This is a genomic window from Streptomyces sp. DH37, from assembly GCF_029813835.1.
Taxonomy (GTDB): Bacteria; Actinomycetota; Actinomycetes; order Streptomycetales; family Streptomycetaceae; genus Streptomyces.
Genome location: NZ_JARVKV010000064.1, coordinates 1 through 21,833, shown reverse-complemented (window position 1 = coordinate 21,833; position 21,833 = coordinate 1). Strand labels below are relative to the sequence as shown.

The following is a 21,833-nucleotide window of genomic DNA, read 5'->3' as shown; positions in this document are numbered from 1 at the left end:
CCTGCGCGTCGACGACGGCGACCGGCGGCTCGTAGGCCCTGCCACTGCCGGTGGCGCCGATGTCCACGCAGGAGGGGGAGGCGAGCACGCCGCCCCGGCGCACGGCCACGAGTTCGAGCGGGACCGTCTCGCCCCCGGCGCGGGCGTCGGCGGACCGGCTCGGCGACCCCGCCGACCGGAGCACGCCCGGGGACGCCGGCTGAGCCGTACGCCCGGCGCCCGCTCCCCCCATCATGCGGCCGGGTCGTTTCGGCGGGCGCCGAAACGACCCGGCCGCATGATGGGGGGCATGCACCGCACCGATCGCACCGGCGGCACCGGCCGGACCACCCGCCCGCGGCGCCCCGAGCACGCGGGCTCGGGCCTCGCCCGGCTGGCCGGGCTGCTCGCCGACGAGACCAGGGCCCTGTTCTGCCTGGCGCTGCTGGACGGGCGGGCGTGGACGGCGGGCGAGCTGGCCCGGCTCGCCCACGTCGCCCCCGCCACGGCCAGCGGGCACCTGGACCGGCTGGTGGCGGGCGGCCTGCTGGCCGAGGAGCGGCAGGGACGGCACCGGTACGTACGGCTGGCCGACCCGTCGTCCGCGCGCCTGGTCGAGGAACTGGCCGCGCACGCGGGTCCCCCGCCCGCCCCGCGCTCGCTGCGCGGGGCTTCCGCGAACACGGCGATGGCACGGGCCCGCACCTGCTACGACCACCTGGCCGGACGGCTGGGCGTGGCGGTCACCGACGCGCTGCTGGCGCGCGGACTGCTGCGGCACGGCGCCGATTTCGCGGTGACCGAGGAGGGGCTGCGGTGGTTCGGCGGGCTGGGCGTCGATCTCGTCACCGGCCCGCACGGCCGCCGTCCGCCGGCCCGCGCCTGCCTGGACTGGACCGAGCGGCGCCACCACCTGGCCGGAGCGGCCGGCGCCGCGCTGTGCCGCCACGCCCTGGAGGCGGGCTGGTGCGAACGCATCGGCACCCAGCGCGCGCTGCGCGTGACCGGCGGGGGGCGGCGCGCCCTGTACGAGCTGCTGGGCGTCACCGACGCCGACCTCGCCGGTGAATCGGCGGGGGCGACGGCGTGAGGGCCGGGGCCGGGTCCGTACGGGAGGGGGGTCGTCTCCGGTGATGAACGCGTCCGCCGCCTTCCGCGCGCTGCACCGCCCCGGGCGGCCGCTGCTGCTGCCCTGCGCCTGGGACCACGCCTCGGCCGCCGCCCTGGCGGCGCACGGCTTCCCGGCCGTCGGGACCACCAGCCTGGGGGTGGCCGCCGCCGCGGGGCTGCCCGACGCCACAGGGGCCGCACGGGGGCAGACCCTGGCGCTCGGCCGGCGGCTGGCCCGGCTGCCGGTACCCGTCAGCGTCGACATCGAGGGCGGCTTCGCCGACGACCCGGCCGAAGTCGCCCTTCTCGCCAGGGAGTTGGCGGACGCGGGAGTGGCCGGGGTGAATCTGGAGGACGGGCTCCCCGACGGCCGCCTCGCCGACCCGGTCCGGCACGCGGAGAAGATCGCGGCCGTCAGGGAGGCCGCCCCGGCGCTGTTCGTCAACGCCCGCACCGACACCCACTGGCTCGCCGCGGACCCCACCACGGCCGCCGCGGCGCGCCGGGCGCACGCGTACCGGGAGGCCGGAGCGGACGGCGTCTTCGTGCCCGCCCTCACCGGCGAGGACGGCATCCGGGCGCTGGCGGGCGAGCTGGACGCGCCGCTGAACGTCCTGTTCTCCCCCGGGCACCACACGTACGAGCGGCTGGCCGAGCTGGGCGTGGCCCGGATCAGCCTGGGGTCGCTGCTGTTCCGCGCCGCCCTCGGACGCGCCGTGGAACTGGCCGCCTCCGTCGCCGACCCGGCGGCGGAGGCGGCGGCGCCGCCTTCCTACGACGAGGCCCTCGCCCTGTCCCGGCCCTGGGCGGACGGGAACTGACGCCCCGTCCGCCCGGGTCCCGCCGACGCGGCGCTCACTTGCGGTTGTACAGCCGCATGGTGATCGTTCCGAAGACGGTCACCAGCGCCGCGCCCCACCCCAGCGACCAGGCGATCTCGGCGGCGGGCCACTCGCCCGCCATCAGCCCGCGCACCGCCGAGGCCAGATGGGTCACGGGGCTGTTGTTGACGAAGGCCTGGAGCCAGCCCGGCATGGTGGCGGGGTCGACGAAGACGTTGCTGAGGAACGTCAGCGGGAAGATCACCATCATGCTGACGCCCATCACCGACTTCTCGGTGCGCAGCATCAGGCCGAACATCGTCCAGATCCACGAGAAGGCGAAGGCGAAGGCGATCAGCAGCGCCACCCCGGCGAGCACCCCGGCCGCGCCGCCCTCGGGGCGGAAGCCCAGGACCAGGCCGAGGGTCAGCATCACCGCGGAGGCGATCGCGTAGCGCAGCATGTCGCCGAGCAGGTAGCCGACCATCGCCGAGGGGCGCCAGATCGGCAGGGTCCGGAACCGGTCGAAGACGCCCTTGTCGATGTCGGTGTTGACCGCGACACCTGTGTACATCGTGATCATCACGATGTTCATCACCAGGATGCCCGGCAGCAGGAACTGCACGTACTGGGTGGTCGATCCGGCGAGCGCGCCTCCGAACAGATAGGTGAACATCAGCACCATCATGATCGGGAAGACGGTGACGTCGAAGAGCTGCTCGGGGACGTGCTTGATCTTCAGCACCGCCCGCCAGCCGAAGGCGGCCGACGTGGACCAGGCGCTGGGGCGGGGCGGGCGCTCCCCGGAGACCAGCAGGCCGGCCAGGTTCCCGGCGGCGGGGGACGTCTGCGCGGACTGCGGCTCACGGGACTGCGGCTCACGGGCCGTGGCGGTGGTCATGCCGGGACCTCTTCCTTGCTTCCGGTGCTCGCGGTACTCGTGGTGCTTCCGGTGCTCGCGGTGGTGTGGGCGGCGGGGCGGTCGGTGAGGGCGAGGAAGACCTCGTCCAGGCTGGGCTGGCCCAGCGAGAAGGTGTCGACGGTGATGCCGGAGCGGGCCAGTTCCGCCAGCGCCCGCGACGCCTGCTCGGCCGCGCCCCTCCCGTCGCCCCGGGTGCCGACGCGGGCGGTCAGGGCCACCGGGTCGGGGTCGAGCTGGATCCGCGCCTCCAGGACGCGGGCGAGCAGCCGCTCGGCCTCGGGCCGCTGGGCGGCGTCCCGCAGCCGCAGGTGCACCGCGCCGGCGCCCACCGAGGCCTTCAGCTCGCCCTTGGTGCCCTCGGCGATGACCTTTCCCCGGTCGATGACGGCGATGCGGGAGGCGAGCTGGTCGGCCTCGTCCAGGTACTGGGTGGTCAGCAGCACCGTGGTGCCCCGGGAGACCACCGCCCGCACGATGTCCCAGACCTGGTTGCGGCTGCGCGGGTCCAGACCGGTCGTCGGCTCGTCGAGGAAGAGCAGGTCGGGGGTGTTGAGGATGGACGCGGCGATGTCGATGCGGCGCCGCATGCCGCCCGAGTAGTTCTTGACCTGCTTCCCCGCCGCGTCGGCGAGCCCGAAGGCCTCCAGCAGCTGCGCGGCCCGCAGGCGGGCGGCCGGCTTGCGGTGGCCGAGCAGCCTGCCCAGCAGGACCAGGTTCTCCATCCCGGTCAGGTCCTCGTCCACCGACGCGTACTGCCCGGTCAGGCTCACCCGGCCGCGTACGGCGTCGGCCTCGCGCAGTACGTCGTGGCCGAAGACCCGGGCCTCGCCGCCGTCGGGACGCAGCAGAGTGGCGAGCATCCTGACCGTGGTGGTCTTCCCCGCCCCGTTGGGGCCGAGGACCCCGTAGACCGTGCCCGCCGGCACGGCGAGGTCCACGCCGTCCACCGCGCGGGTCTCCCCGAACACCTTGACCAGCCCTGACGTCTCGATCGCCAGGCCGGATGCGCTGTCGCCCATGCTCCGCCGTCCTCGTTGTTGTCGCTGTCGCTGTGACTGTGGCTGCCGCTGTGGCTGTGGCTGCCGCTGCGGCTGTCCGTGCCGTGCCGTCCCCGGTTCGTGTCCGCCGTGCTCCGGTGCGCCGGGTCCTCCGCCTCCTCAGACCCCCCGGGGCCGCGGAACTCATCGCTTCCGCGCGCTTCCCGCCCCCGCTCCGCCCCCGCCCCCCTCAGCGGTCCCTCACCTCGATGCCCAGCACCCGGGCGAGCGCCGGGGCGAGGTCCAGCAGTTGCGCGCCGCTGACGATCGCGCCCCTGAGCGCGTCGTGCCCGGCCGCGATCCCCAGCCCGGCGGCGTCGCGCAGGTCGACCTCCGCCATCCGCGCCTTCTCCAACCGCACGCCGTCCAGGACCGAGCCGGGGAACGTGACGCCGGTCAGGCTCGCGTCGCCGAAGTCCACGTCGCGCAGCAGGCAGTCCACGAAGCGGACGTCCCGCAGGGTCGCGGCACGGGCGTTGACCGAGTCGAACTTGCAGTTGAAGAAGGTCGTGCGGCGCATCACCGCGCCGAACACCTCCACCCCGGCGAACGCGCCGGAGACGGTCTCGGCGTCCATCCAGTCCGTCTCCGCCAGATCCGTCCCCACCCACCGCACGGTGTGCAGCCACACGTCGTTGAACCGCGCCCGCCGGTAGCGCCCCCCGGTGAAGACCACCGAGGTGAAGGCGGACTCGGTGAAGCCCGCGCCGCCGCCGTCGGCGTCCTCGAACTCGTCCCCGTCGAAGCGCACGGTGTCGTACGTGCGCTCCCGCTCCAGCCGTCCGCCGCCGTCGAAGGGTTCGAGGTACTCCGCGTAGGGCAGGTCGGCGAGTTCCCGCGGAGCGGGTCGGGGGTCGGAGCGGCGAGCGGGCATGGCGGGCCTTCCGGGCGGGGTGCGCGTTCCCGTGGCACTCTAGGGGCGCCCACTGACAGCGGGCCGCCCGCCGGAACGCGGAAGGCCGCCGTCCCCTCCGGACGGCGGCCTTCCGCGTTCGGCGTCCGCCTCACGCCCCCGCGAGGGTGGCGACCATGACGGCCTTGATGGTGTGCATGCGGTTCTCGGCCTCGTCGAAGACGACCGAGTGCTCCGACTCGAACACCTCGTCCGTCACCTCCAGCGACTCCAGCCCGTACCGCCGGTGGATCTCCCGGCCCACGGCCGTGCCCAGGTCGTGGAAGGCGGGCAGGCAGTGCAGGAAGCGGACGTCCGGGTTGCCGGTGGCGCGCAGGACGTCCATGGTGACGGCGTACGGCCGCAGCAGCTCGATGCGCTCCTCCCAGACCTCCTTGGGCTCCCCCATCGACACCCACACGTCGGTGGCGACGAAGTCCGCGCCGAGCACGCCCTCCTCGACCTTCTCGGTCAGGGTGACGCGGGCGCCGGTGGCCTCGGCCAGGGAGCGGGCCGCGGCCACCACGGACTCCTCCGGCCACAGGCTCCGCGGCGCCGCGATGCGGACGTCCATGCCGAGCAGGGCGCCGGTGACGAGGTAGGAGTTGCCCATGTTGTTGCGGGCGTCGCCGAGGTAGGCGTAGGCGGTCTCGGTCAGCGGCCTGTCGCAGTGCTCGGTCATGGTGAGCACGTCGGCGAGCATCTGGGTGGGGTGCCACTCGTCGGTGAGCCCGTTGTAGACGGGGACGCCCGCGTGGGCGGCCAGCTCCTCGACGGCCTCCTGGTCGCTGCCCCGGTACTCGATGGCGTCGTACATCCGCCCCAGCACCCGGGCGGTGTCCCGCACCGACTCCTTGTGGCCGATCTGGGAGCCGGCCGGGTCGAGGTAGGTGGTGTGGGCGCCCTGCTGGGCGGCGGCGACCTCGAAGGCGCAGCGGGTGCGGGTGGAGGTCTTCTCGAAGACCAGCGCGATGCCGCGCCCGCGCAGCCGCTGCTCCTCGATGCCCGCCCGCCGGGCCGCCTTCAGCTCGGCGGCCAGCTCGACCAGGTGGCGGAACTCCTCGGGGGTGAAGTCCAGCTCCTTGAGGAAGTGGCGGCCCGTGAGGTCGATCGCCATGGGGACTCCTAGGGACTGTCGCGTCGGATACGGCGGGAAGACCGGAAGTCTATACGAATACTCGCATCACTATGCGGTCGGGGGCTTCTCCCTCCCGGGCCCGTGCGCCCCCGCCCGCGCCCCCCGCCTACACCGCCTCGCGCTCGACCGGGCAGCTCATGCAGCGCGGCCCGCCCCGGCCCCGGCCCAGTTCGCTGCCGGGGATCGTGATGACCTCGAGCCCCTGCTTGCGCAGGTGCGTGTTGGTGGTGACGTTGCGCTCGTAGGCGATGACGACGCCCGGCTCGACGGCCAGGACGTTGCACCCGTCGTCCCACTGCTCGCGCTCGGCGGCGTGCACGTCCTGGGTGGCGGTCAGGACGCGGATGGCGTCCAGGCCGAGGGCCGCGGCGATGGCGCGGTGCATGTGCTCGGGCGGGTGGTCGGTGACCTTCAGGTCCGTGTCGCCCGCGCCGGGCTCGATGGTGTAGGAGCGGAGCATCCCCAGGCCCGCGTACTGGGTGAAGGTGTCGCCGTCCACCATCGTCATCACCGTGTCCAGGTGCATGAGGGCCCGGCTCTTGGGCATGTCCAGCGCCACGATGGTGCGGGCCGAGCCCGCCGCGAACAGGCCGCGGGCGAGCATCTCCACCGCCTGCGGGGTGGTGCGCTCGCTCATCCCGATGAGCACCGCGCCGTTGCCGATCACCAGCACGTCCCCGCCCTCGATGGTGGAGGGGTAGGCGTCCTGGCCCTCGGACCAGACGTGGAAGTCCCCCGCCGGGGACCCCTGCCCGGTGAACAGGGGGTGGTGGTGGTAGATCGCCTCGAAGTGGACCGTCTCGCGCTGGCGGGCGGGCCAGCGCATGGCGTTGATGGACACCCCGTCGTAGATCCAGGCGGAGGTGTCGCGGGTGAACAGGTGGTTGGGCAGCGGGGCGACCAGGAAGTCGTCCAGGTCCATCACGTGGAAGCGCACCGAGACCGGCTCGGGGTGCCGCTCCAGGTACTCCCGCTTGGTCATCCCGCCGACCAGCGCCTCGGCCAGCTCGGCCCCGGACATCTCGTCGAAGACGGCGCGCAGGTGGTCGGCGGCCAGCGGCCCGTACTCCTTCTCGTGAAAGGTGCGGTCCAGGACGGACGCGCGGGCGGCGGGGATCTCCAGGGACTCGGCCAGCAGGTCGCCGAACAGGTGCACCTCGACGCCCCGGTCGCGCAGGACGTCGGCGAAGCCGTCGTGCTCCTGACGGGCCCGCCGCACCCACAGCACGTCGTCGAAGAGCAGGTCGTCCCGGTTGGTCGGGGTGAGCCGTTTCAGTTCCAGATCGGGGCGGTGCAGGATGACGCGGCGCAGCCGCCCGGTCTCGGAGTCGACGTGGAATCCCATGTCCACCATCCTCACCGGCAGACCGCCCGCTACACCCGGGGCGGCGACCACGCGGGGCACCGGCGGCGGCTGGAGGAGGCCGGGGGAGGCTGGAGAAGGCCGGACCGGCACGCCGAGCGGCTCGACGGCGCGGTCGCCCGTGGGGCGCCGGCCGTGGTCCTCGTCCTGCCGACGGCCTCGCACCGCGGTTGCCCCGGCGCACATCGCGCTGACCGTCCTGGCGGCCTGCTGCGCGGCGACGGTCATGGACGGGTTCTCCGCCGGTCCCGGCGTGTCCGAGGGCCCTACCCCGTGGGCCACCGCCGTGGCCGCGCTCCCCGGCACGCTTCCCGGCGCGCTCCCGGCGGGCGGGGGTGGCCCGGGCCTCCCGGCTCCCGGCGTTCCCTCCCGGCAGGTGGCGCGCCCCGCGGGCGACGCCCGTCGCCCGTGTCCGTCCGTGCCCGGCCGCGGAGCACGGCAGGGCACGGGCACGGGCGCGGAAACGGGTGTCACAGCCTCGGGTCGACCGGCTCCGACTCCAGCGCGAGGACGGCGAAGACCGCCTCGTGGACCCGCCACAGCGGCTCGCCCTCCGCCAGCCGGTCCAGCGCCTCCAGGCCGAGCGCGTACTCGCGCAGGGCGAGCGAGCGCTTGTGGCCCAGGTGGCGGACGCGCAGCCGCCGCAGGTTCTCCTCGCGGGTGTACTCCGGTCCGTAGACGATCCGCAGGTACTCCCGGCCCCGGCACTTCACGCCCGGCTGGACCAGCCGTCCGTCCGCGCCGCGCACCAGCGCCTCCAGCGGCTTGACGACCATGCCCTCGCCGCCGGCCGCCGTCAGCTCCAGCCACCAGTCGGTGCCGGCCGCGACGGACGCCTCGTCGCCGGTGTCCACCACCAGGCGCCCGGTGCGGCGCAGCAGGCCGGAGGGGTCGGCGGCGATCAGCCGGTCCAGCCGGGCGAGCTGCTCGTCGTGCGGTACGGCGGCCAGGGCGCGGCCCCGTGAGGCGAGGATCTGGAACGGCGCCAGGCGCACGCCGTCGAGCCCGTCCACCGGCCAGCAGTAGCGGCCGTACGCCTCGGTGAACGCCGCCGTGTCCGCCGCGCGCTCCCGCTGCCGCTCCAGCAGCCCGTCCACCCGGGCGCCCCTGGAGGCCGCCGCCTCCAGAGCGGCGAGCGCGCCGGGCAGGACGGCCCCGGCGGCGGCGCCGACCGCCGCGTACTGCCGGCGCAGCAGTCCGGCCGACTTCAGCGACCAGGGCAGCAGTTCGGCGTCGAGCAGCAGCCAGTCGGTGTCCAGCTCCTCCCACAGCCCGGCGCCGTCGGCGGCGGCGCGGACGCGGGCGAGGACCTGCTCGGTGGCCGCCGGGTCGTCGAAGAACGGGCGTCCGGTGCGGGTGTACAGCGCCCCCGTCACCTCGCCCGCCGCACCGCCGCCGACGCCGAACCGCTCGGCGGCGGTCCGGGCGTCGCGGCAGACCAGCACGACGGCGCGCGAGCCCATGTGCTTCTCCTCGCACACCACCTTCTCCACGCCCGCCGCCCGGTACTCGGCGAACGCCTCGGCCGGGTGCTCCAGGTAGCCCTCCAGTTTCGAGGTGGCGCAGGGCGCCATCGTCGGCGGCAGGTAGGGCAGCAGCCGCGGGTCCACGGCGAAGCGGCTCATCACCTCCAGCGCGGCGGCCGCGTTCTCCTCGCGCACCGCGACGCGGCCCGCGTGGCGGGTCTCCACCACCCGGCGGCCGTGCACGTCGGCCAGGGCGAGCGGGCGGCCCTCGTGCCCGCCGGGGGCCTCGCCGGCCAGCGGCTTCACCGGCTCGTACCAGACCCGCTCGGCGGGGACGCCGACCAGTTCCCGCTCGGGCCAGCGCAGGGCGGTCAGGGAGCCGCCGAAGACGCAGCCGGTGTCCAGGCAGATGGTGTTGTTCAGCCAGGTGGCGCGCGGGGTGGGGGTGTGGCCGTAGACGACGGCGGCCCGGCCCCGGTAGTCCTCGGCCCACGGGTAGCGCACAGGCAGGCCGAACTCGTCGGTCTCGCCGGTGGTGTCGCCGTACAGCGCGTGCGAGCGGACCCGGCCGGAGGTGCGGCCGTGGTACTTCTCGGGCAGCCCGGCGTGGCAGACGACCAGCGCTCCGCCGTCGAGCACGTAGTGGCTCACCAGCGAGCCGATGAACTCCCCCACCCGCGCGGGGAACTCCGGGTCGGCCGCGGCCTCCCTCTCCAGCTGCTCGATCGTCTCGGCGAGCCCGTGGGTGTGCCGGACGTCGCGACCCTTCAGGTACCGGCCGAGCTTGTTCTCGTGGTTGCCGGGGACGCACAGGGCGTGCCCGGCGGCGACCATGCCCATCACCAGCCGCAGCACGCCGGGGCTGTCCGGGCCGCGGTCGACGAGGTCGCCGACGAAGACGGCGGTACGGCCCCCGGGGTGGTGCGCGTCCACCGCGCGGCCGGCCGCGTCGCGCTCGACGGTGTAGCCGAGCCTGTCCAGCAGGGCCTCCAGTTCGGCGCGGCAGCCGTGGACGTCGCCGACGACGTCGAACGGGCCGGTGAGGTGGCGCAGGTCGTTGTAGCGCCGCTCCAGCTCGATCCGGGCGGCGGCCACCTCCTCCACCCCGCGCAGTACGTGCACCTTGCGGAAGCCCTCGCGCTCCAGGGAGCGCATCGAGCGGCGCAGTTCGCGCCGCTGGCGCGGGATGACGTGGGCGGGCATGTCCGCGCGGTCGGGGCGTGCGGCGTTGCGCTCGGCGCAGACGCTCTCGGGCACGTCCAGGACGATCGCGACGGGCAGCACGTCGTGCTCGCGGGCGAGGGCGACCAGCGCGCGGCGGGCCTCGGCCTGGACGTTGGTGGCGTCCACGACGGTCAGGCGCCCGGCGGCCAGCCGCTTGCCGGCGATGTGGTGCAGGACGTCGAAGGCGTCGGGGGTGGCGCTCTGGTCGTTCTCGTCGTCGGCGACCAGGCCGCGGCAGAAGTCGGAGGAGAGGATCTGGGTGGGCTTGAAGTGGGCGCGGGCGAAGGTGGACTTGCCCGCCCCGGTGGTGCCGACCAGCACGACGAGGGACAGGTCGGGCACGGCGAGCGCCGTCGTACGGGCCGTCATGCGGCCGCCTCCTTCGCGATCGGTTCCGCGGCGGGCTCCGCGGCCGGTCCCGGGGCGGGCTCCGCGGTGCGGGAGCGGGTGAACAGGGCGAGCTGGGTGGGCGGGCCGACCTCGGGGTCGTCCTCGCCGACGGGCCGGAACTCCACGGCGTAGCCGTGCCGTCCGGCCACGGACTCCGCCCAGGCGCGGAACTCCCGGCGCGTCCACTCGAAGCGGTGGTCGTGGTGGCGCGTCCGGCCCGCGGGCAGGGTCTCCCAGCGCACGTTGTACTCGGCGTTGGGCGTGGTGACGACCACCGTCCCCGGCCGGGCCGCGCCGAAGACGGCGTACTCGGCCGCCGGCAGGCGCGGCGGGTCGATGTGCTCGACGACCTCGCTGAGCACCGCCGCGTCGTAGCCGGACAGCCGGGGGTCGGTGTACGTCAGCGAGCCCTGGGTGAGGGTGAGGCGCGCCGCCTGCCGCTCCGTCATCCGCTCCACGCGCAGCCTCCGCCGCGCCTCGTGCAGGGCGCGCATCGACACGTCCACGCCCACGATCTCGGTGAACCGGGCGTCCTTCAGCATCGCCTGCACCAGCTGGCCCTGCCCGCAGCCCAGGTCGAGGACGCGGGCGGCGCCGGCCTCGCGCAGCGCGGCCAGGATCGCCTCGCGGCGCAGGACGGCCAGCGGGGCGGGGCGCTCCTCGGTGTCGGCGCCCTCGTCCACGGCGTTGTCCAGCTCCTCGGCCTCGCTGCCGTCGGACTCGGCGAGGCGGGCGAGCTCCAGGCGCTCCAGCGCCTCGCGGGTGAGGCGGTGGCGGCGGCTGAGGTAGCGGCTGGTGATGAGCCGCTGCTCGGGGTGGTGCTCCAGCCAGCCCTCGCCGGCGCGCAGCAGTTTGTCCACCTCGTCTGGGGCGACCCAGTAGTGCTTGGCGTCGTCCAGCACCGGCAGCAGGACGTACAGGTGGCGCAGCGCGTCGGTCGGCCGCGCCTCGCCCTCCAGCGTCAGCGACACGTAGCGGGAGTCGCCCCAGTCGGGGAAGCGGGCGTCCAGCGGGACCGGTTCGGCGCCGACGGTCCAGCCCAGCGGCTCGAAGAGGCGGCGCACCAGCTCGGGGCCGCCGCGGGCGGGCAGCGCGGGCATCTCGACGCGCAGCGGCGTCCGCCATCCGAGCAGCTCGGGCCTGGCCCGGCACTGGCCCTTGAGCGCGCTGGAGAACACGCCGCCCAGCGCCACGGCCAGCAGCGAGGAGGCCGCGTACGGGCGGTCGTTGACGTACTGCGCCAGCGCGGAGTCGGGCGCGCCGCCGCGCCCCTTGCCCCGGCCGCGGCGGACCAGGGCGACGGGATCGACCTCCAGCAGCAGCGCCGCGGTGCAGCGCCCGGCCTCCGCCTCGGGGTAGAAGACGTGCGCGGTGCCGTAGGAGGTGGAGAACTCCTGCGCCCGGTCGGGGTGTTTGTGCAGCAGGAACCCGAGGTCGGTGGCGGGGCGTCCGGCGCTTCCGGTGGTGGTCATCGTCAGGAACACCTGAGCGAGTATGGCCTGTTCGTGTGGGGCGGCCCACCGGTTTTCCGGCACCGCGGCCGTTCCCGCCGCGCCCCGCCCCGCCCGGCTATCCCCCTGTCCCCGGCTCGGCCCTCGGCTCGGTCTTCGGCTCGGCCCGGAGTTCCGCCGCCACCCGCGCGATCTCCTCCGGTCCCACCCGGCAGCAGCCGCCGATCAGACGGGCTCCGTCCCGCAGCCAGCGGCGGGCGTCGGACGGGGCGAAGGCCGCTCCGCCCTCCCAGGCGCCGCGCGACGCGTTCCAGCGCTCCCCGCTGTTGGGGTAGACGACCACCGGCTTCCCGGTGGTCCGCGCCGCCAGGCGCACGGCGGGCGCGGCGTCGCGCGGGTCGCAGCAGTTGACGCCGACCGCGATCACCCGGTCGTCGCCCGCGGCGACGGCGAAGGCGTCCGCCAGCGGCTGCCCGGCGCGGGTGCGCTCCCCGGCGACGGTGTACGACAGCCACACCGGCACTCCGCAGTCGCGGGCGGCGCGCAGCAGCGCCTCGGCCTCCTCGGCGTCCGGGACCGTCTCCAGCGCCAGGACGTCCGGGGCGGCCTCCGCCAGGGCCTCGATCCTGGGCCGGTGGAAGCGCTCCAGCTCGGCGACGGTCAGCCCGTACCGGCCGCGGTACTCGCTGCCGTCCGCGAGCACCGCTCCGTAGGGGCCGACCGAGGCGGCCACCCACACCGGCTCGCCGGTCGCGCCCGCCGCGGCGCGGGCCAGGGCCACGCTGCGCCGCAGCAGGGCGTCGGTCTCCTCCCGGCCCAGCCCGCGCCGGGCGAAGCCGGGGTGGGAGGCCTGGTAGCTGCCGGTGATGAGCACCCGCGCCCCCGCCCGCACGTAGGCGGTGTGGGCCGCCTCGATCCGCGCCGGGTCGTCGGCGAGCAGCCGGGCCGACCACAGCTCGTCGGACAGGTCGCAGCCCTGCGCCTGGAGCTGGTTGGACAGCCCGCCGTCGAGGACGAGGGGGCCGCGCGCCAGGGCGTCGGCGAGCGGGGGCGCGGGCGGTGTGCTCATGACCGGCTCACCCCAGCTGGCTCTGCACCTGGGAGGAGATCAGCTCCAGGTGGTCCAGGTCGTGCAGGTCCAGGATCTGGAGGTAGATCCGGGAGGAGCCGGCCTCGGCGTAGCGGCCGATCTTGTCGACCACCTCGGCGGGGGAGCCGGCGAGCCCGTTCTGCCGCAGCTCGTCCACCTCGCGGCCGATGGCCGCCGCGCGCCGCGCCACCTCGGCGTCGTCCCTGCCCACGCAGGCGACCAGGGCGTTGGAGTACACCAGGTCGCCGGCGGCACGGCCGTGCTCCTCGGCGGCGGCCCGCACCCGGCCGAACTGCCGCTCGCTGTCCTCGACGGAGACGAAGGGGACGTTGAACTCGTCGGCGAAGCGGGCGGCGAGGGCCGGGGTGCGCTTGGCCCCCATGCCGCCGATGAGCACCGGGACCTTGCGCTGCGCGGGCTTGGGCAGCGCGGGCGAGTCGGCGAGCCGGTAGTGGGTGCCGTCGTAGTCGAACGTCTTGCCCGGCTCGGTGGCCCACAGCCCGGTGACGATCTCCAGCTGCTCCTCCAGCCGGGAGAACTTCTCCTTGGGGAACGGGATGCCGTACGCGGTGTGCTCGGCCTCGTACCAGCCCGCGCCCAGGCCCAGTTCGACGCGCCCGCCCGACATGGCGTCGACCTGCGCCACCTGGATGGCCAGGACGCCCGGCAGCCGGAAGGTGGCCGCGGTCATCAGGGTGCCCAGCCGGATGCGCTTGGTCTCGCGGGCGAGGCCGGCCAGGGTGATCCAGGCGTCCGTCGGGCCGGGCAGTCCGTCGACGTCCCCCATCTTCAGGTAGTGGTCGGAGCGGAAGAAGGCGTCGAAGCCCAGGTCCTCGGTGGCCTTGGCGACCGTGAGCAGCGTGTCGTAGGAGGCGCCCTGCTGGGGCTCGGTGAAGATGCGCAGATCCATGCCCTCCATCCTGCACCTTCGCTACGCGTCCTCCCGTACCGCCGCCCCGCCGTCGCGGGCCGGCGGGGCCCTGCGGAACGGCCGGGGTCTGAGGGCGAGCCGTCTGCGGATCGCCGTCACCCTGTCACCGCACTCGTCGGCGGCGTCGATGCCCTCGATGCACCTCCAGTAGAGTCCCTCCTCCTCCGCCTCGACCGCCACCTGCACCAGCGCGTCCCCGGTCTCGTCCAGCAGCCCGCCCAGGTCGTGCAGGGCCGAGAGCGGGTCGCGTATCTCCGTGAGGCGGGCGGCGCGCGCCCCGTCGGCCCGCTGCCCGGGACCGCGCAGCGAACCGCAGGCACGGCCGCTCGCCTCGCACAGCCCGCCGGCCTGGGCCCGCACCTCCGGCGGGCCCGTCATGACCAGATGGCCCCCGACCGCCGCCGCGAGCGCCTGCGCCTGCCACGCCTCGGTAACGACGTCAGGGGCTTCCTTACTGTGCGCGAGCGCTCTCCGCGTGTCCTCAATGAGTGGTACCGCATCCATCCACCTTTTCCCTCCGTGACCGACCACTACCCAGAGTGATACTCGTGCCCGCTCTTGGCTAGGGGTTTTGGGAAAACTGTGGAAAATCTCGACAGTGTGGAGAAGTCCATCACTCCGAAGAGTGACGATTGGCCCTCCCGCGGGCGCCGCCGGAGCCGTCCGTCTCACCGGCGCCTCCACCGGCTCCTTCGTCACTCTCCGCTACGGGGAAGCGGCGCTCGTTCCGGTCGATCTTCGCCTCCAGCGCGGCCGGCGCGTCGATCCCCAGCACCTCGCAGAACTGCAGCAGGTAGGCGAGGACGTCGGCCACCTCGTCCGCCACCCGGCCCGCCGCGGCCGGGTCGTCCATGACCCGCGCCGACTCCTCCGGCGTCAGCCACTGGAAGATCTCGACCAGTTCGGCGGCCTCCACGCTCAGGGCCGTCGCGAGGTTCTTCGGGGTGTGGTACGGCTCCCAGCGCCGCGCCGCCGCGAACCGGGCCAGTCGGCCCTGGAGTTCGCCCAGCCTCCCGCCGGGCCGCCCGTACGGCACCGGGTGGTGTCCCGTGTCCCGGCCGGTCCCGCCCCGCCCGCCGTTCTCGTCCTGCCCGCCCTGCCCGCCGCCGTGTTCCCGTCCGTCGTTCACGCCCCCAGGTCTACCAGCCGCGCCCCGGCCGCCTCCCCCACCGCCGCACCGGCCGCCTCCCCGTCGCAGACCGTCCCCAGCAGCCGGATGTGGCCGCGTTCGCACATCCGCGCCGCGAGCCCCGCCAGCGCCCGCCGCTGCCGCGCGTCCAGCCCGCGGTCGAGCCCGTCGGCGAGCACCACCAGCGCCTGCCGGGCCGCGGGCACCTCCCGCACCGGATCGACCTGGAGCACCCCGGGGCCGGTCAGCAGCACCAGGGCGAGCGCCAGATAGCGCAGCTCCCCGTCCCCGAGCCGGTCCAGCGGGGTGGGCTCCAGCCCGTCGCCGTGCTCCACCAGCGCCCTGACCAGGCCCGCGCGCCCTCGCACCGCCGGCTCCGCCGCCGGTTCCGCCAGCAGTTCCGCCACCGGGCGGGCGAACCCCGCGCGCACCGTGTCCAGCAGCACCGCGTACCGGGTGCGGCACTCGGTGCGGGTGCGCCCCAGCACCGCCGCGAGGTTGTCGCAGCCGCCCCGCAGCAGACCGTCCACGGCGGCCACCGGCTCGCGCATGGCCTCCGGTCGCGGATCGCAGGCGAAGGACGAGCGCAGCGCCGGTACGACCTGCTCGGCCGCCGCGAGCACCTGCCGCTGCCCCTCGGTGGCGCCCGCCACCCGCAGCGGCAGCAGCGCGGTGGCGAGCCGGTCGTCCGGCAGCGGGGCGCGGGCCACCTGGCCCACGCCCCCGGTGCGCCACTCGGCCCGCACCACGCGCCGCGCCGGGTCGCGCAGCGCCGTCGCCAGCAGGGCCCGGCCATCCGCGCCGGTCAACCGCTCGCCCGCGACGCGCAGTTCGGGCTCGGCCTGGACGGCGAGGTCCAGCCGCACCGGACCGGCCGGCCCGTCCACCGTGCACCCCAGCCGGAAGCCGCGCCGGCCCTGCCCGTCCGGGACCGCGCCGCGCGGCACGTACGCCGACGGGCCGCCGCGCGCGCCGCCGAAGACCTCGCCCAGACTCTCCCCTCCGGCGAGCCGCGCCAGCGCCTCGTACGCCTCCAGCACCGTGGACTTGCCGCTGCCGCTGGCCCCGGCGAGCAGGGTGAGCGGCTCCAGCGGCAGCCGCAGCCCGCGGTGCGCGCGGAAGGCGGACAGCCTCAGCTCGGTGACGACCGGCCGCCGCCCGGCCCCGTTGTCGACCATGGCCCGGACGCTATCGGCGGCCCGGTCCGCCGAACCGTTACGGCTGTCCGGCGTTCCTACGAACAGGGGACGTCCCCGCCCCCGGGCTGACAGGGCGACAGGCTCACGGGCCGGCGGCCTCACGGGGCCGGGTCGTACTCCGCCCAGACGGTCTTGCCCGGCCCGTCGCGGCGCGCCTCCCACCCCCAGCGGGCGGCCAGCCGCTCCACCAGCAGCAGCCCCCGCCCCGACTCGGCGTCCCCGCGCTCCTCGCGGTCCTCCGGCGCGGCGGCGGGCGCCCGCTCGCCCCGGGCGTCGGTCGCCTCCACCCGCACCGTCCCCTCCCCCACGCTCATCCGCAGGCGGAAGTCCCGTCCGGCCACGCGTCCGTGGCGCACGGCGTTGGCGGCCAGCTCGGCCGCGATCAACACCACGTCGTCATGGGCGTCCGTGCCGTAGGGCAGTCCGTGCTCGTCGAGCCACTGCGCGGCCAGCCGCCGCGCCAGCCGCGCCCCGCGCGGCGTGGAACTGAACCGCAGGGCGAACTCCCCGGCGTCCGGGGCCGGCCGGCCGTGGCCGGCGACGGCGCCCCACCGGGCACTCGCCGTACGCGTCGTCGCGACCGCCGGCGGCGCCGGCCGCCGGCTCCCCCGCGACGGTCCCGCCCCGGTCACCGGAAGGCCCCGTGGCACGGGGCGGCGGCGCCGACGGGCCGGGCGCTCAGCACGTACGTGCCGGTGTGGTCGGCGACGGCGAGGTGGAACGACAGCCCCTCCGCGAGCCGTTCGGCCGCGGCCTCCTGCCGCTCCTCGTCCTCGTACCACCGGCGCAGCTCCGCGAGCGCGTCGGCGGGCAGGTACGGCAGGGGGACGAGCGCGCCGCCCGGCGCCCAGCGGGCCGTACGCGGGTCGGGGTCGAGCCCGTCGGCGATCCGGCGGGCCCGCTCCCGCAGCCAGTCCAGCGCCCGGCGGCGGTCGGCCGCCTCGCAGGCGCCGAGCTGCACGGCGACCGTGCCGCCGCGCACCGCCCCCACGGCGACGGCCTCGGCCCGGTAGGCCGGGGGCCGCCGGGCGTCCCCGCCGTCGGGGCGGCCCCGGCCCCGGCGGCCCGAACGGCCCGCTCTGCGTGCGGGGTCGCGCACGACCAGGCGCGCGCCGCGCCACGAGAAGTCGTGCGCGGGACCGGCGGAGCGGGCGGAACGGGGGCGGGGTTCGAGAGCGTTCGTCACGCCCTCCACCGTGGTCCCCGCCCCCGGGAGGGACAAGCGGTCACGCGCGGCCAGGGGGCCGCTGTGTGCACCGGCGGACGCGCTGTACGCACCACCCGCCGCGGCGGTACGGAGGGACGCCGGCCACCACCGCTCCTCCCGGGGCGCCGCCCGCTCGAACCCGTTCGGGACCCGCGGCAGCGGTGAGCACGGCCGTGCGTCCGCCCGGGGACCGGCCGACCACCACCGGCCGTCGCGGCTCCAACCGATCGACAGCGGTGACGGCGTCGGTGACCCACGCGGTGCGGGGGACCTCCCGCGGACGGCGCCCGCCGGCGCCGTGCCCGCGTCGGCCGACCGCGACGACCCGGTACCGGGAGCCCGGGCGCCGGGCCGCCGCATCCCGCTCACCCGGGGCCGGCCGGACCGGGCCGCCCCCGGGCACGTGCCGACGCGGGCGCTTCCGCCGTTCCCGTTACGGGGACGGGGGTTCCTTCGTATGCTCGGCGCCCGGTCCGCGGTGCGGCCGGAGTCCAGCGGGCGGGCCCGGCGAGCACACGGCGCGAACGAGGGAGAACGGGGAAGATGATGTCTGGGTACGAGCCGTTTTTAACCCGCGTCATGCCGGAGCTGGTGATGCAGCGCAAGCGGCGCCCGAGCGCGGGCAGCAGGCTGCGCGGCCGTGGCGGCCCGCCCGCCATCGAGATCGTCGGCCTGGACGAGGCGGAGAGCGAGGCGCTGCTGCGGGAGCTGTACCGCCGCTACGCGCCGCTGCTGCCGATCAACGACCCCACCAGGATGCCGCTGACACGGGGCAGGGTCGCCGACTCCTTCTGGTACCTCTCGACGCGGGTCTACGGCCTGAGCGGCCCCACGGCCTACCGGCTGCCGATCCGGTTCCCCCGTTTCGCCCTGGGGATGATGGCCTACGTCTGGGCCGAGCGGAACGACCGCCCCGACCTGGAGCAGATCGCCAGGGGCCACGAGTGGATGCGGGAGGAACTGCGCAAGCAGCACGACGAGAACCCGCGGCAGGTGGCCGACGGCCAGCTCCTCACCGACCTTCAGGGCTACCTGGCGTCGGCCATCGGCGGCAGGATCGGCGCCGCGCTGGCCGCCGTCTCGGCACTGGCCCGCCTCCTGCTGGCCAGACCCCGGCCGGACAGGGTCGCACTGCGCTGGTGGGGGAAGGCGCTCAACACCCCGCCGGGCACGTTCTCCCTGCACGAGGCGGTCGCCGCCCATCTGTTCCGCACCTTCCGCAGCGGCACGGACCAGCGCGGACGTTCCGCCGAGCAGCTCCTGGCCGCGGCCTTCCTCGCCGACATCGACGCGCACTACGGGCTCCGCCGCAGGCTCAACAGGGACCTGCCGCCGGTCATCCTGCTGCCCGCCCGCACCCCGGCGGCCCACGAGTTCCTCGACACCCTGCTGCGGGCGTACGGCGTGGCGTTCCCGCGCCCGCCGAGGAAGCGCACGGTCACCCGCCCGGTCATCGTCGCCGTCGGGGGCGACGGCACCGGGGGGCCGCCGCCCCGGCCGCTGGCCGAGCTCGAGTCCTGCCTCAACATCTGGACCCTGCCGGTGGAGGGCGACGTACGCGAGCGCTGGATGCTGCGGGTGACCGCGGCGGAGGCACCGGAGTCGGCGCGGACGGAGGGGGCGCGGTGAACGCGGCTGCGCGGAACGGGCTGGAGGTCCGCTCCGGACCCGGCTGGGTCACCGTCGCGCTGGCCGTCCTGGCCGCCGCCGCGCTGGGGACGCTGCTGTGGGTCCTCGCGATCGCGCCGAACCTCCCCGACCCGTGCGGGGAGGAGCTGGAGGAGATCGGCGGGGAGTGCGTCGGGGTCACCGACGGCGGCACCCGCCGATGGGCCGGCCTGGAGCAGGTCATGAGCCGCATCGAGGCCGAGAACGACAGGATCGCCGGCGAACCGCACGCCACCGTCGCCCTGATGATCGCGATGACCTCGGACGGCAGGGAGAAGCGCAAGGAGATCCTGCACCAGGTGCAGGGCGCCTACCTGGCGCAGTACCGGGCCAACAACGACCGGGCGGAGCGCGACGACACGCCCAAGATCCGTCTGGTGCTCGCCCACCCGGGCAAGGCGCGCGACAAGTGGCGTCCGGTCGCGGACCGGCTCGCCGAGATGGCGGAGTCCGGAAGGGACAACCTCCGGGTGGTCTTCGGCTTCGACGTGAGCGTCCGGCAGAACAAGGACGCCATCACCTACCTGACGAACCGCAAGGGGATACCGGTCGTCGCCGGATCGCTCACGGGCGACGACTTCGCCAACACCGGCCGGGACGACAAGCGGTACGAGGGCTTCGCCCGGATCGCTCCCAGCAACACCGACCAGGCCGATGCCCTGGCCTCCTTCGACCGGGGGCTGGACCTGCGGCACGCCGTCCTGGTCGAGGACCGGCGCGAGGAGGACGGCTACACCCGGTCCCTGCGCGAGGCCTTCCAGCGCAAGCTGGCGGCATCCCCGCACAGCCCCTACACCTACGTCTCGGAGGGTCCGGACGACGAGGGCACCCTGTGGGGGGAGTTCCGGCACATGGCGGTCAACATCTGCACGCTGTCCCCTTCCGTGGACACCGTCTACTTCGCCGGCCGCCAGATCCACCTGCGGCAGTTCGTCAACGCCGTGGCCCTGCACCGGCCGTGCAAGGACCGGAGGATCACCGTGGTCAGCGGCTCGGCCGCCTCCACCCTGTACTCGGACGAGGAACTGGACTGGGAGGCGCTGCGCGGGGACGAGAAGGTCGGCTGGGAGGAGGTGGAGGTCATCTACACCTCCTTCTCCCACCCCGACGCCTGGACCACGGGGAAGGCGCCGGAGACCGGGGGCTCCGCGCACGCCTTCGAGCTCCTGCGCGACTACGTGGAGCGCGCCCGGTACGAACCGGTCGGTCCCGTCGGCAGGACCGACATCGCCGACTCCCGCACCGCCTCCGCCTACGACTCCGCCTGGACGGCCATCACCGGCATCCGCTTCCACACCGAGAAGGGCGCGATCCCCTCGCTGTCGACCATCGGCAACGACTGGGACGGCCTCCAGGGCGTGAACAAGGTGGAGGGCGCCAGCGGCTGGATCTGCCTGGACAGCTCCGGCAACCCGTACAACAAGGCCGTCGCCGTCGTGCGCCTGGACCCGGCGACGAAGTCACCCCGCTTCCTCGGCCTGGCCTGGCCCGAGGGCGCCCCGCCCCCCAAGGCGCCCCGCGGTACCGGGGCCTGCCAGATCCCCAAGGACCGGTAGGCCCCGGGAGCGAGCGCGGTAACCGCGGGTGGCCGTTGTACGCGTACGGCGGTGCGCTGTACGCGGCGCGCGGCGTTACCGGGCATCGAACGTGTGCGTTGTCCCGGGAGAGAGCCGCCGAGGGGCGGCCGTCGAGGGGCAGGGGGAGCCGGCGTGCAGGCAGACACCTACGACGTGGACGGACAGCGGCCGGTCGATCCGGGCACGGGCGTCGTGTCGGCGTTCGGCCGGCAGTTGAAGCTCCTGCGGACGAGGGCGGGCCTGGAGCGCCCCGACCTCGGTTCGCGGACCGGCTACTCGCCCTCCACCATCGCCGCGTTCGAGCAGGGCAGGCGCATCCCGTCCCCGGAGTTCATCGACCGGGCCGACGAGGCCGTGGACGCGCGGGGGGTGCTCAAGGCGATGAAGGAGGAGATCGCGAAGGCGCAGTACCCGGCGTTCTTCCGCGATGCGGCGCGCCTGGAGATGGACGCGATCGAGGTGCACGTGTACGCGACTCTCGCGATCCCCGGACTGCTGCAGACGGAAGAGTACGCGCGCGCTGTGTTCGCGACGCGTCGCCCGCTGCTGAGCGAGGACACGGTCACCCAACGGGTTCTGGCCCGTATGGCACGGCAGGAGATCTTCTCCCGCGAACCGATGCCGACGCTCAGCTTCGTGATCGACGAATCGGTGCTGCGACGCCCCGTCGGTGGACGGCCGGTGCGGCAGGGCCAGCTCGAACAACTGCTGTCGCACGGGCGTCGCCGCAACGTCGAGATCCAGGTCATGCCCCTCGACTGCGAGGAACACTGCGGGCTGGCAGGCCCGTTCACGCTGATCGAGACACGGGAGGGGCGAAGGGTCGCGTACGTTGAGGTGCAGCGGGACAGCCGTCTGCACACCGAACGTGCGACGGTTCGGGAGATCGAGGAACAGTACGGACTCCTCCGGGCCCAGGCGCTGACCCCGCGCGAATCGCTGGCCTTCATCGAGAACCTGCTGGGAGACCGAGATGACCGATCAGATGCCTGAGCCGACCGTGCCGGAGTCTGCGTGGTTCAAGAGCAGCTACAGCAGTGGTGAGGGCGGCGAGTGTGTCGAGGTCGCGTCCACTCCTGGGACCGTCCACGTCCGTGACTCGAAGGACCTCACCGGACCGGTGCTGACCGTCTCGCCCGAGGCGTGGTCGGGGCTCGTCGGCCTCGTCTCCGGCCGGTCCGCCTGACCCGAGCGGACCGGGGGCCCCGCCGCGCGCAGGTCGCCTCCCCGGTGACGGAT

Annotated in this window: 21 protein-coding genes; 6 read left to right on the top strand and 15 right to left on the bottom strand. The window is 75.0% G+C overall.

All coding sequences use genetic code 11. The features are described 5' to 3' along the window. Positions 1–289: 289 nt before the first annotated feature. A complete protein-coding gene (locus QC029_RS24895) occupies positions 290–1,069 on the top strand; it encodes a helix-turn-helix transcriptional regulator (RefSeq protein ID WP_279558023.1) in 780 nt (259 codons plus the stop codon). A gap of 43 nt (positions 1,070–1,112) precedes the next feature. Next, entirely contained in the window at positions 1,113–1,910 is a 798-nt protein-coding gene (locus tag QC029_RS24890) for an isocitrate lyase/phosphoenolpyruvate mutase family protein (protein ID WP_279558022.1), read from the top strand. Positions 1,911–1,944: 34 nt separating this feature from the next. Here QC029_RS24890 and QC029_RS24885 read toward each other — a convergent pair whose 3' ends face one another. The 15 genes from QC029_RS24885 to QC029_RS24815 form a co-directional block, all read right to left on the bottom strand. Next, complete coding sequence (locus QC029_RS24885; RefSeq protein ID WP_279558021.1) at positions 1,945–2,811, bottom strand: ABC transporter permease; 867 nt, start codon at positions 2,809–2,811, stop codon at positions 1,945–1,947. Further along, positions 2,808–3,851 carry an ATP-binding cassette domain-containing protein gene (locus tag QC029_RS24880; protein ID WP_279558020.1) on the bottom strand — a complete coding sequence of 348 codons (1,044 nt, stop codon included), beginning with the start codon at positions 3,849–3,851 and terminating at the stop codon, positions 2,808–2,810. The genes QC029_RS24885 and QC029_RS24880 overlap by 4 nt, the downstream gene beginning before the upstream one ends. Before the next feature lie 208 nt (positions 3,852–4,059). After that, positions 4,060–4,743 carry a pentapeptide repeat-containing protein gene (locus QC029_RS24875; protein ID WP_279558019.1) on the bottom strand — a complete coding sequence of 228 codons (684 nt, stop codon included), beginning with the start codon at positions 4,741–4,743 and terminating at the stop codon, positions 4,060–4,062. 130 nt (positions 4,744–4,873) lie between these two features. Then, a complete protein-coding gene (gene argF, locus QC029_RS24870) occupies positions 4,874–5,878 on the bottom strand; it encodes an ornithine carbamoyltransferase (RefSeq protein WP_279558018.1) in 1,005 nt (334 codons plus the stop codon). Between the two features lie 127 nt (positions 5,879–6,005). Further along, on the bottom strand, positions 6,006–7,244 hold the full coding sequence (locus tag QC029_RS24865) for an arginine deiminase (RefSeq protein ID WP_279558017.1): 1,239 nt from the start codon (positions 7,242–7,244) through the stop codon (positions 6,006–6,008). 488 nt (positions 7,245–7,732) lie between these two features. After that, entirely contained in the window at positions 7,733–10,321 is a 2,589-nt protein-coding gene (locus QC029_RS24860; RefSeq protein WP_279558016.1) for a polynucleotide kinase-phosphatase, read from the bottom strand. Further along, positions 10,318–11,826 carry a 3' terminal RNA ribose 2'-O-methyltransferase Hen1 gene (locus QC029_RS24855; protein ID WP_279558015.1) on the bottom strand — a complete coding sequence of 503 codons (1,509 nt, stop codon included), beginning with the start codon at positions 11,824–11,826 and terminating at the stop codon, positions 10,318–10,320. Before QC029_RS24855 ends, QC029_RS24860 begins: the two co-directional genes overlap by 4 nt. Before the next feature lie 85 nt (positions 11,827–11,911). After that, complete coding sequence (gene mmuM, locus QC029_RS24850) at positions 11,912–12,862, bottom strand: homocysteine S-methyltransferase (protein ID WP_279558014.1); 951 nt, start codon at positions 12,860–12,862, stop codon at positions 11,912–11,914. 7 nt (positions 12,863–12,869) lie between these two features. Then, positions 12,870–13,793, bottom strand: a complete 924-nt coding sequence (locus QC029_RS24845; RefSeq protein WP_279558013.1) for an LLM class F420-dependent oxidoreductase — start codon at positions 13,791–13,793, stop codon at positions 12,870–12,872. A gap of 21 nt (positions 13,794–13,814) precedes the next feature. Next, positions 13,815–14,318, bottom strand: a complete 504-nt coding sequence (locus tag QC029_RS24840) for a DUF6099 family protein (RefSeq protein WP_279558012.1) — start codon at positions 14,316–14,318, stop codon at positions 13,815–13,817. A gap of 109 nt (positions 14,319–14,427) precedes the next feature. Next, positions 14,428–14,823, bottom strand: a complete 396-nt coding sequence (locus QC029_RS24835) for a nucleotide pyrophosphohydrolase (RefSeq protein ID WP_279558037.1) — start codon at positions 14,821–14,823, stop codon at positions 14,428–14,430. A gap of 116 nt (positions 14,824–14,939) precedes the next feature. After that, positions 14,940–16,121, bottom strand: coding sequence for an AAA family ATPase (locus tag QC029_RS24830; RefSeq protein WP_279558011.1), 1,182 nt, complete (start codon positions 16,119–16,121; stop codon positions 14,940–14,942). 119 nt (positions 16,122–16,240) lie between these two features. Next, positions 16,241–16,639 carry an anti-sigma regulatory factor gene (locus QC029_RS24825; protein WP_279558036.1) on the bottom strand — a complete coding sequence of 133 codons (399 nt, stop codon included), beginning with the start codon at positions 16,637–16,639 and terminating at the stop codon, positions 16,241–16,243. A gap of 131 nt (positions 16,640–16,770) precedes the next feature. Continuing rightward, positions 16,771–17,328, bottom strand: coding sequence for a hypothetical protein (locus QC029_RS24820; RefSeq protein ID WP_279558010.1), 558 nt, complete (start codon positions 17,326–17,328; stop codon positions 16,771–16,773). Positions 17,329–17,368: 40 nt separating this feature from the next. After that, complete coding sequence (locus QC029_RS24815; RefSeq protein WP_279558009.1) at positions 17,369–17,752, bottom strand: alpha/beta fold hydrolase; 384 nt, start codon at positions 17,750–17,752, stop codon at positions 17,369–17,371. Between the two features lie 140 nt (positions 17,753–17,892). Here QC029_RS24815 and QC029_RS24810 point away from each other — a divergent pair, with 140 nt between their 5' ends. The 4 genes from QC029_RS24810 (at position 17,893) to QC029_RS24795 (ending at position 21,780) form a co-directional block, all read left to right on the top strand. Then, positions 17,893–18,978 carry a hypothetical protein gene (locus QC029_RS24810; RefSeq protein WP_279558008.1) on the top strand — a complete coding sequence of 362 codons (1,086 nt, stop codon included), beginning with the start codon at positions 17,893–17,895 and terminating at the stop codon, positions 18,976–18,978. Further along, positions 18,975–20,573 carry a hypothetical protein gene (locus QC029_RS24805; RefSeq protein ID WP_279558007.1) on the top strand — a complete coding sequence of 533 codons (1,599 nt, stop codon included), beginning with the start codon at positions 18,975–18,977 and terminating at the stop codon, positions 20,571–20,573. The genes QC029_RS24810 and QC029_RS24805 overlap by 4 nt, the downstream gene beginning before the upstream one ends. 153 nt (positions 20,574–20,726) lie before the next feature. After that, entirely contained in the window at positions 20,727–21,587 is an 861-nt protein-coding gene (locus tag QC029_RS24800) for a helix-turn-helix transcriptional regulator (protein ID WP_279558006.1), read from the top strand. After that, positions 21,580–21,780 carry a DUF397 domain-containing protein gene (locus QC029_RS24795; RefSeq protein WP_279558005.1) on the top strand — a complete coding sequence of 67 codons (201 nt, stop codon included), beginning with the start codon at positions 21,580–21,582 and terminating at the stop codon, positions 21,778–21,780. Before QC029_RS24800 ends, QC029_RS24795 begins: the two co-directional genes overlap by 8 nt. Positions 21,781–21,833 lie beyond the last annotated feature (53 nt).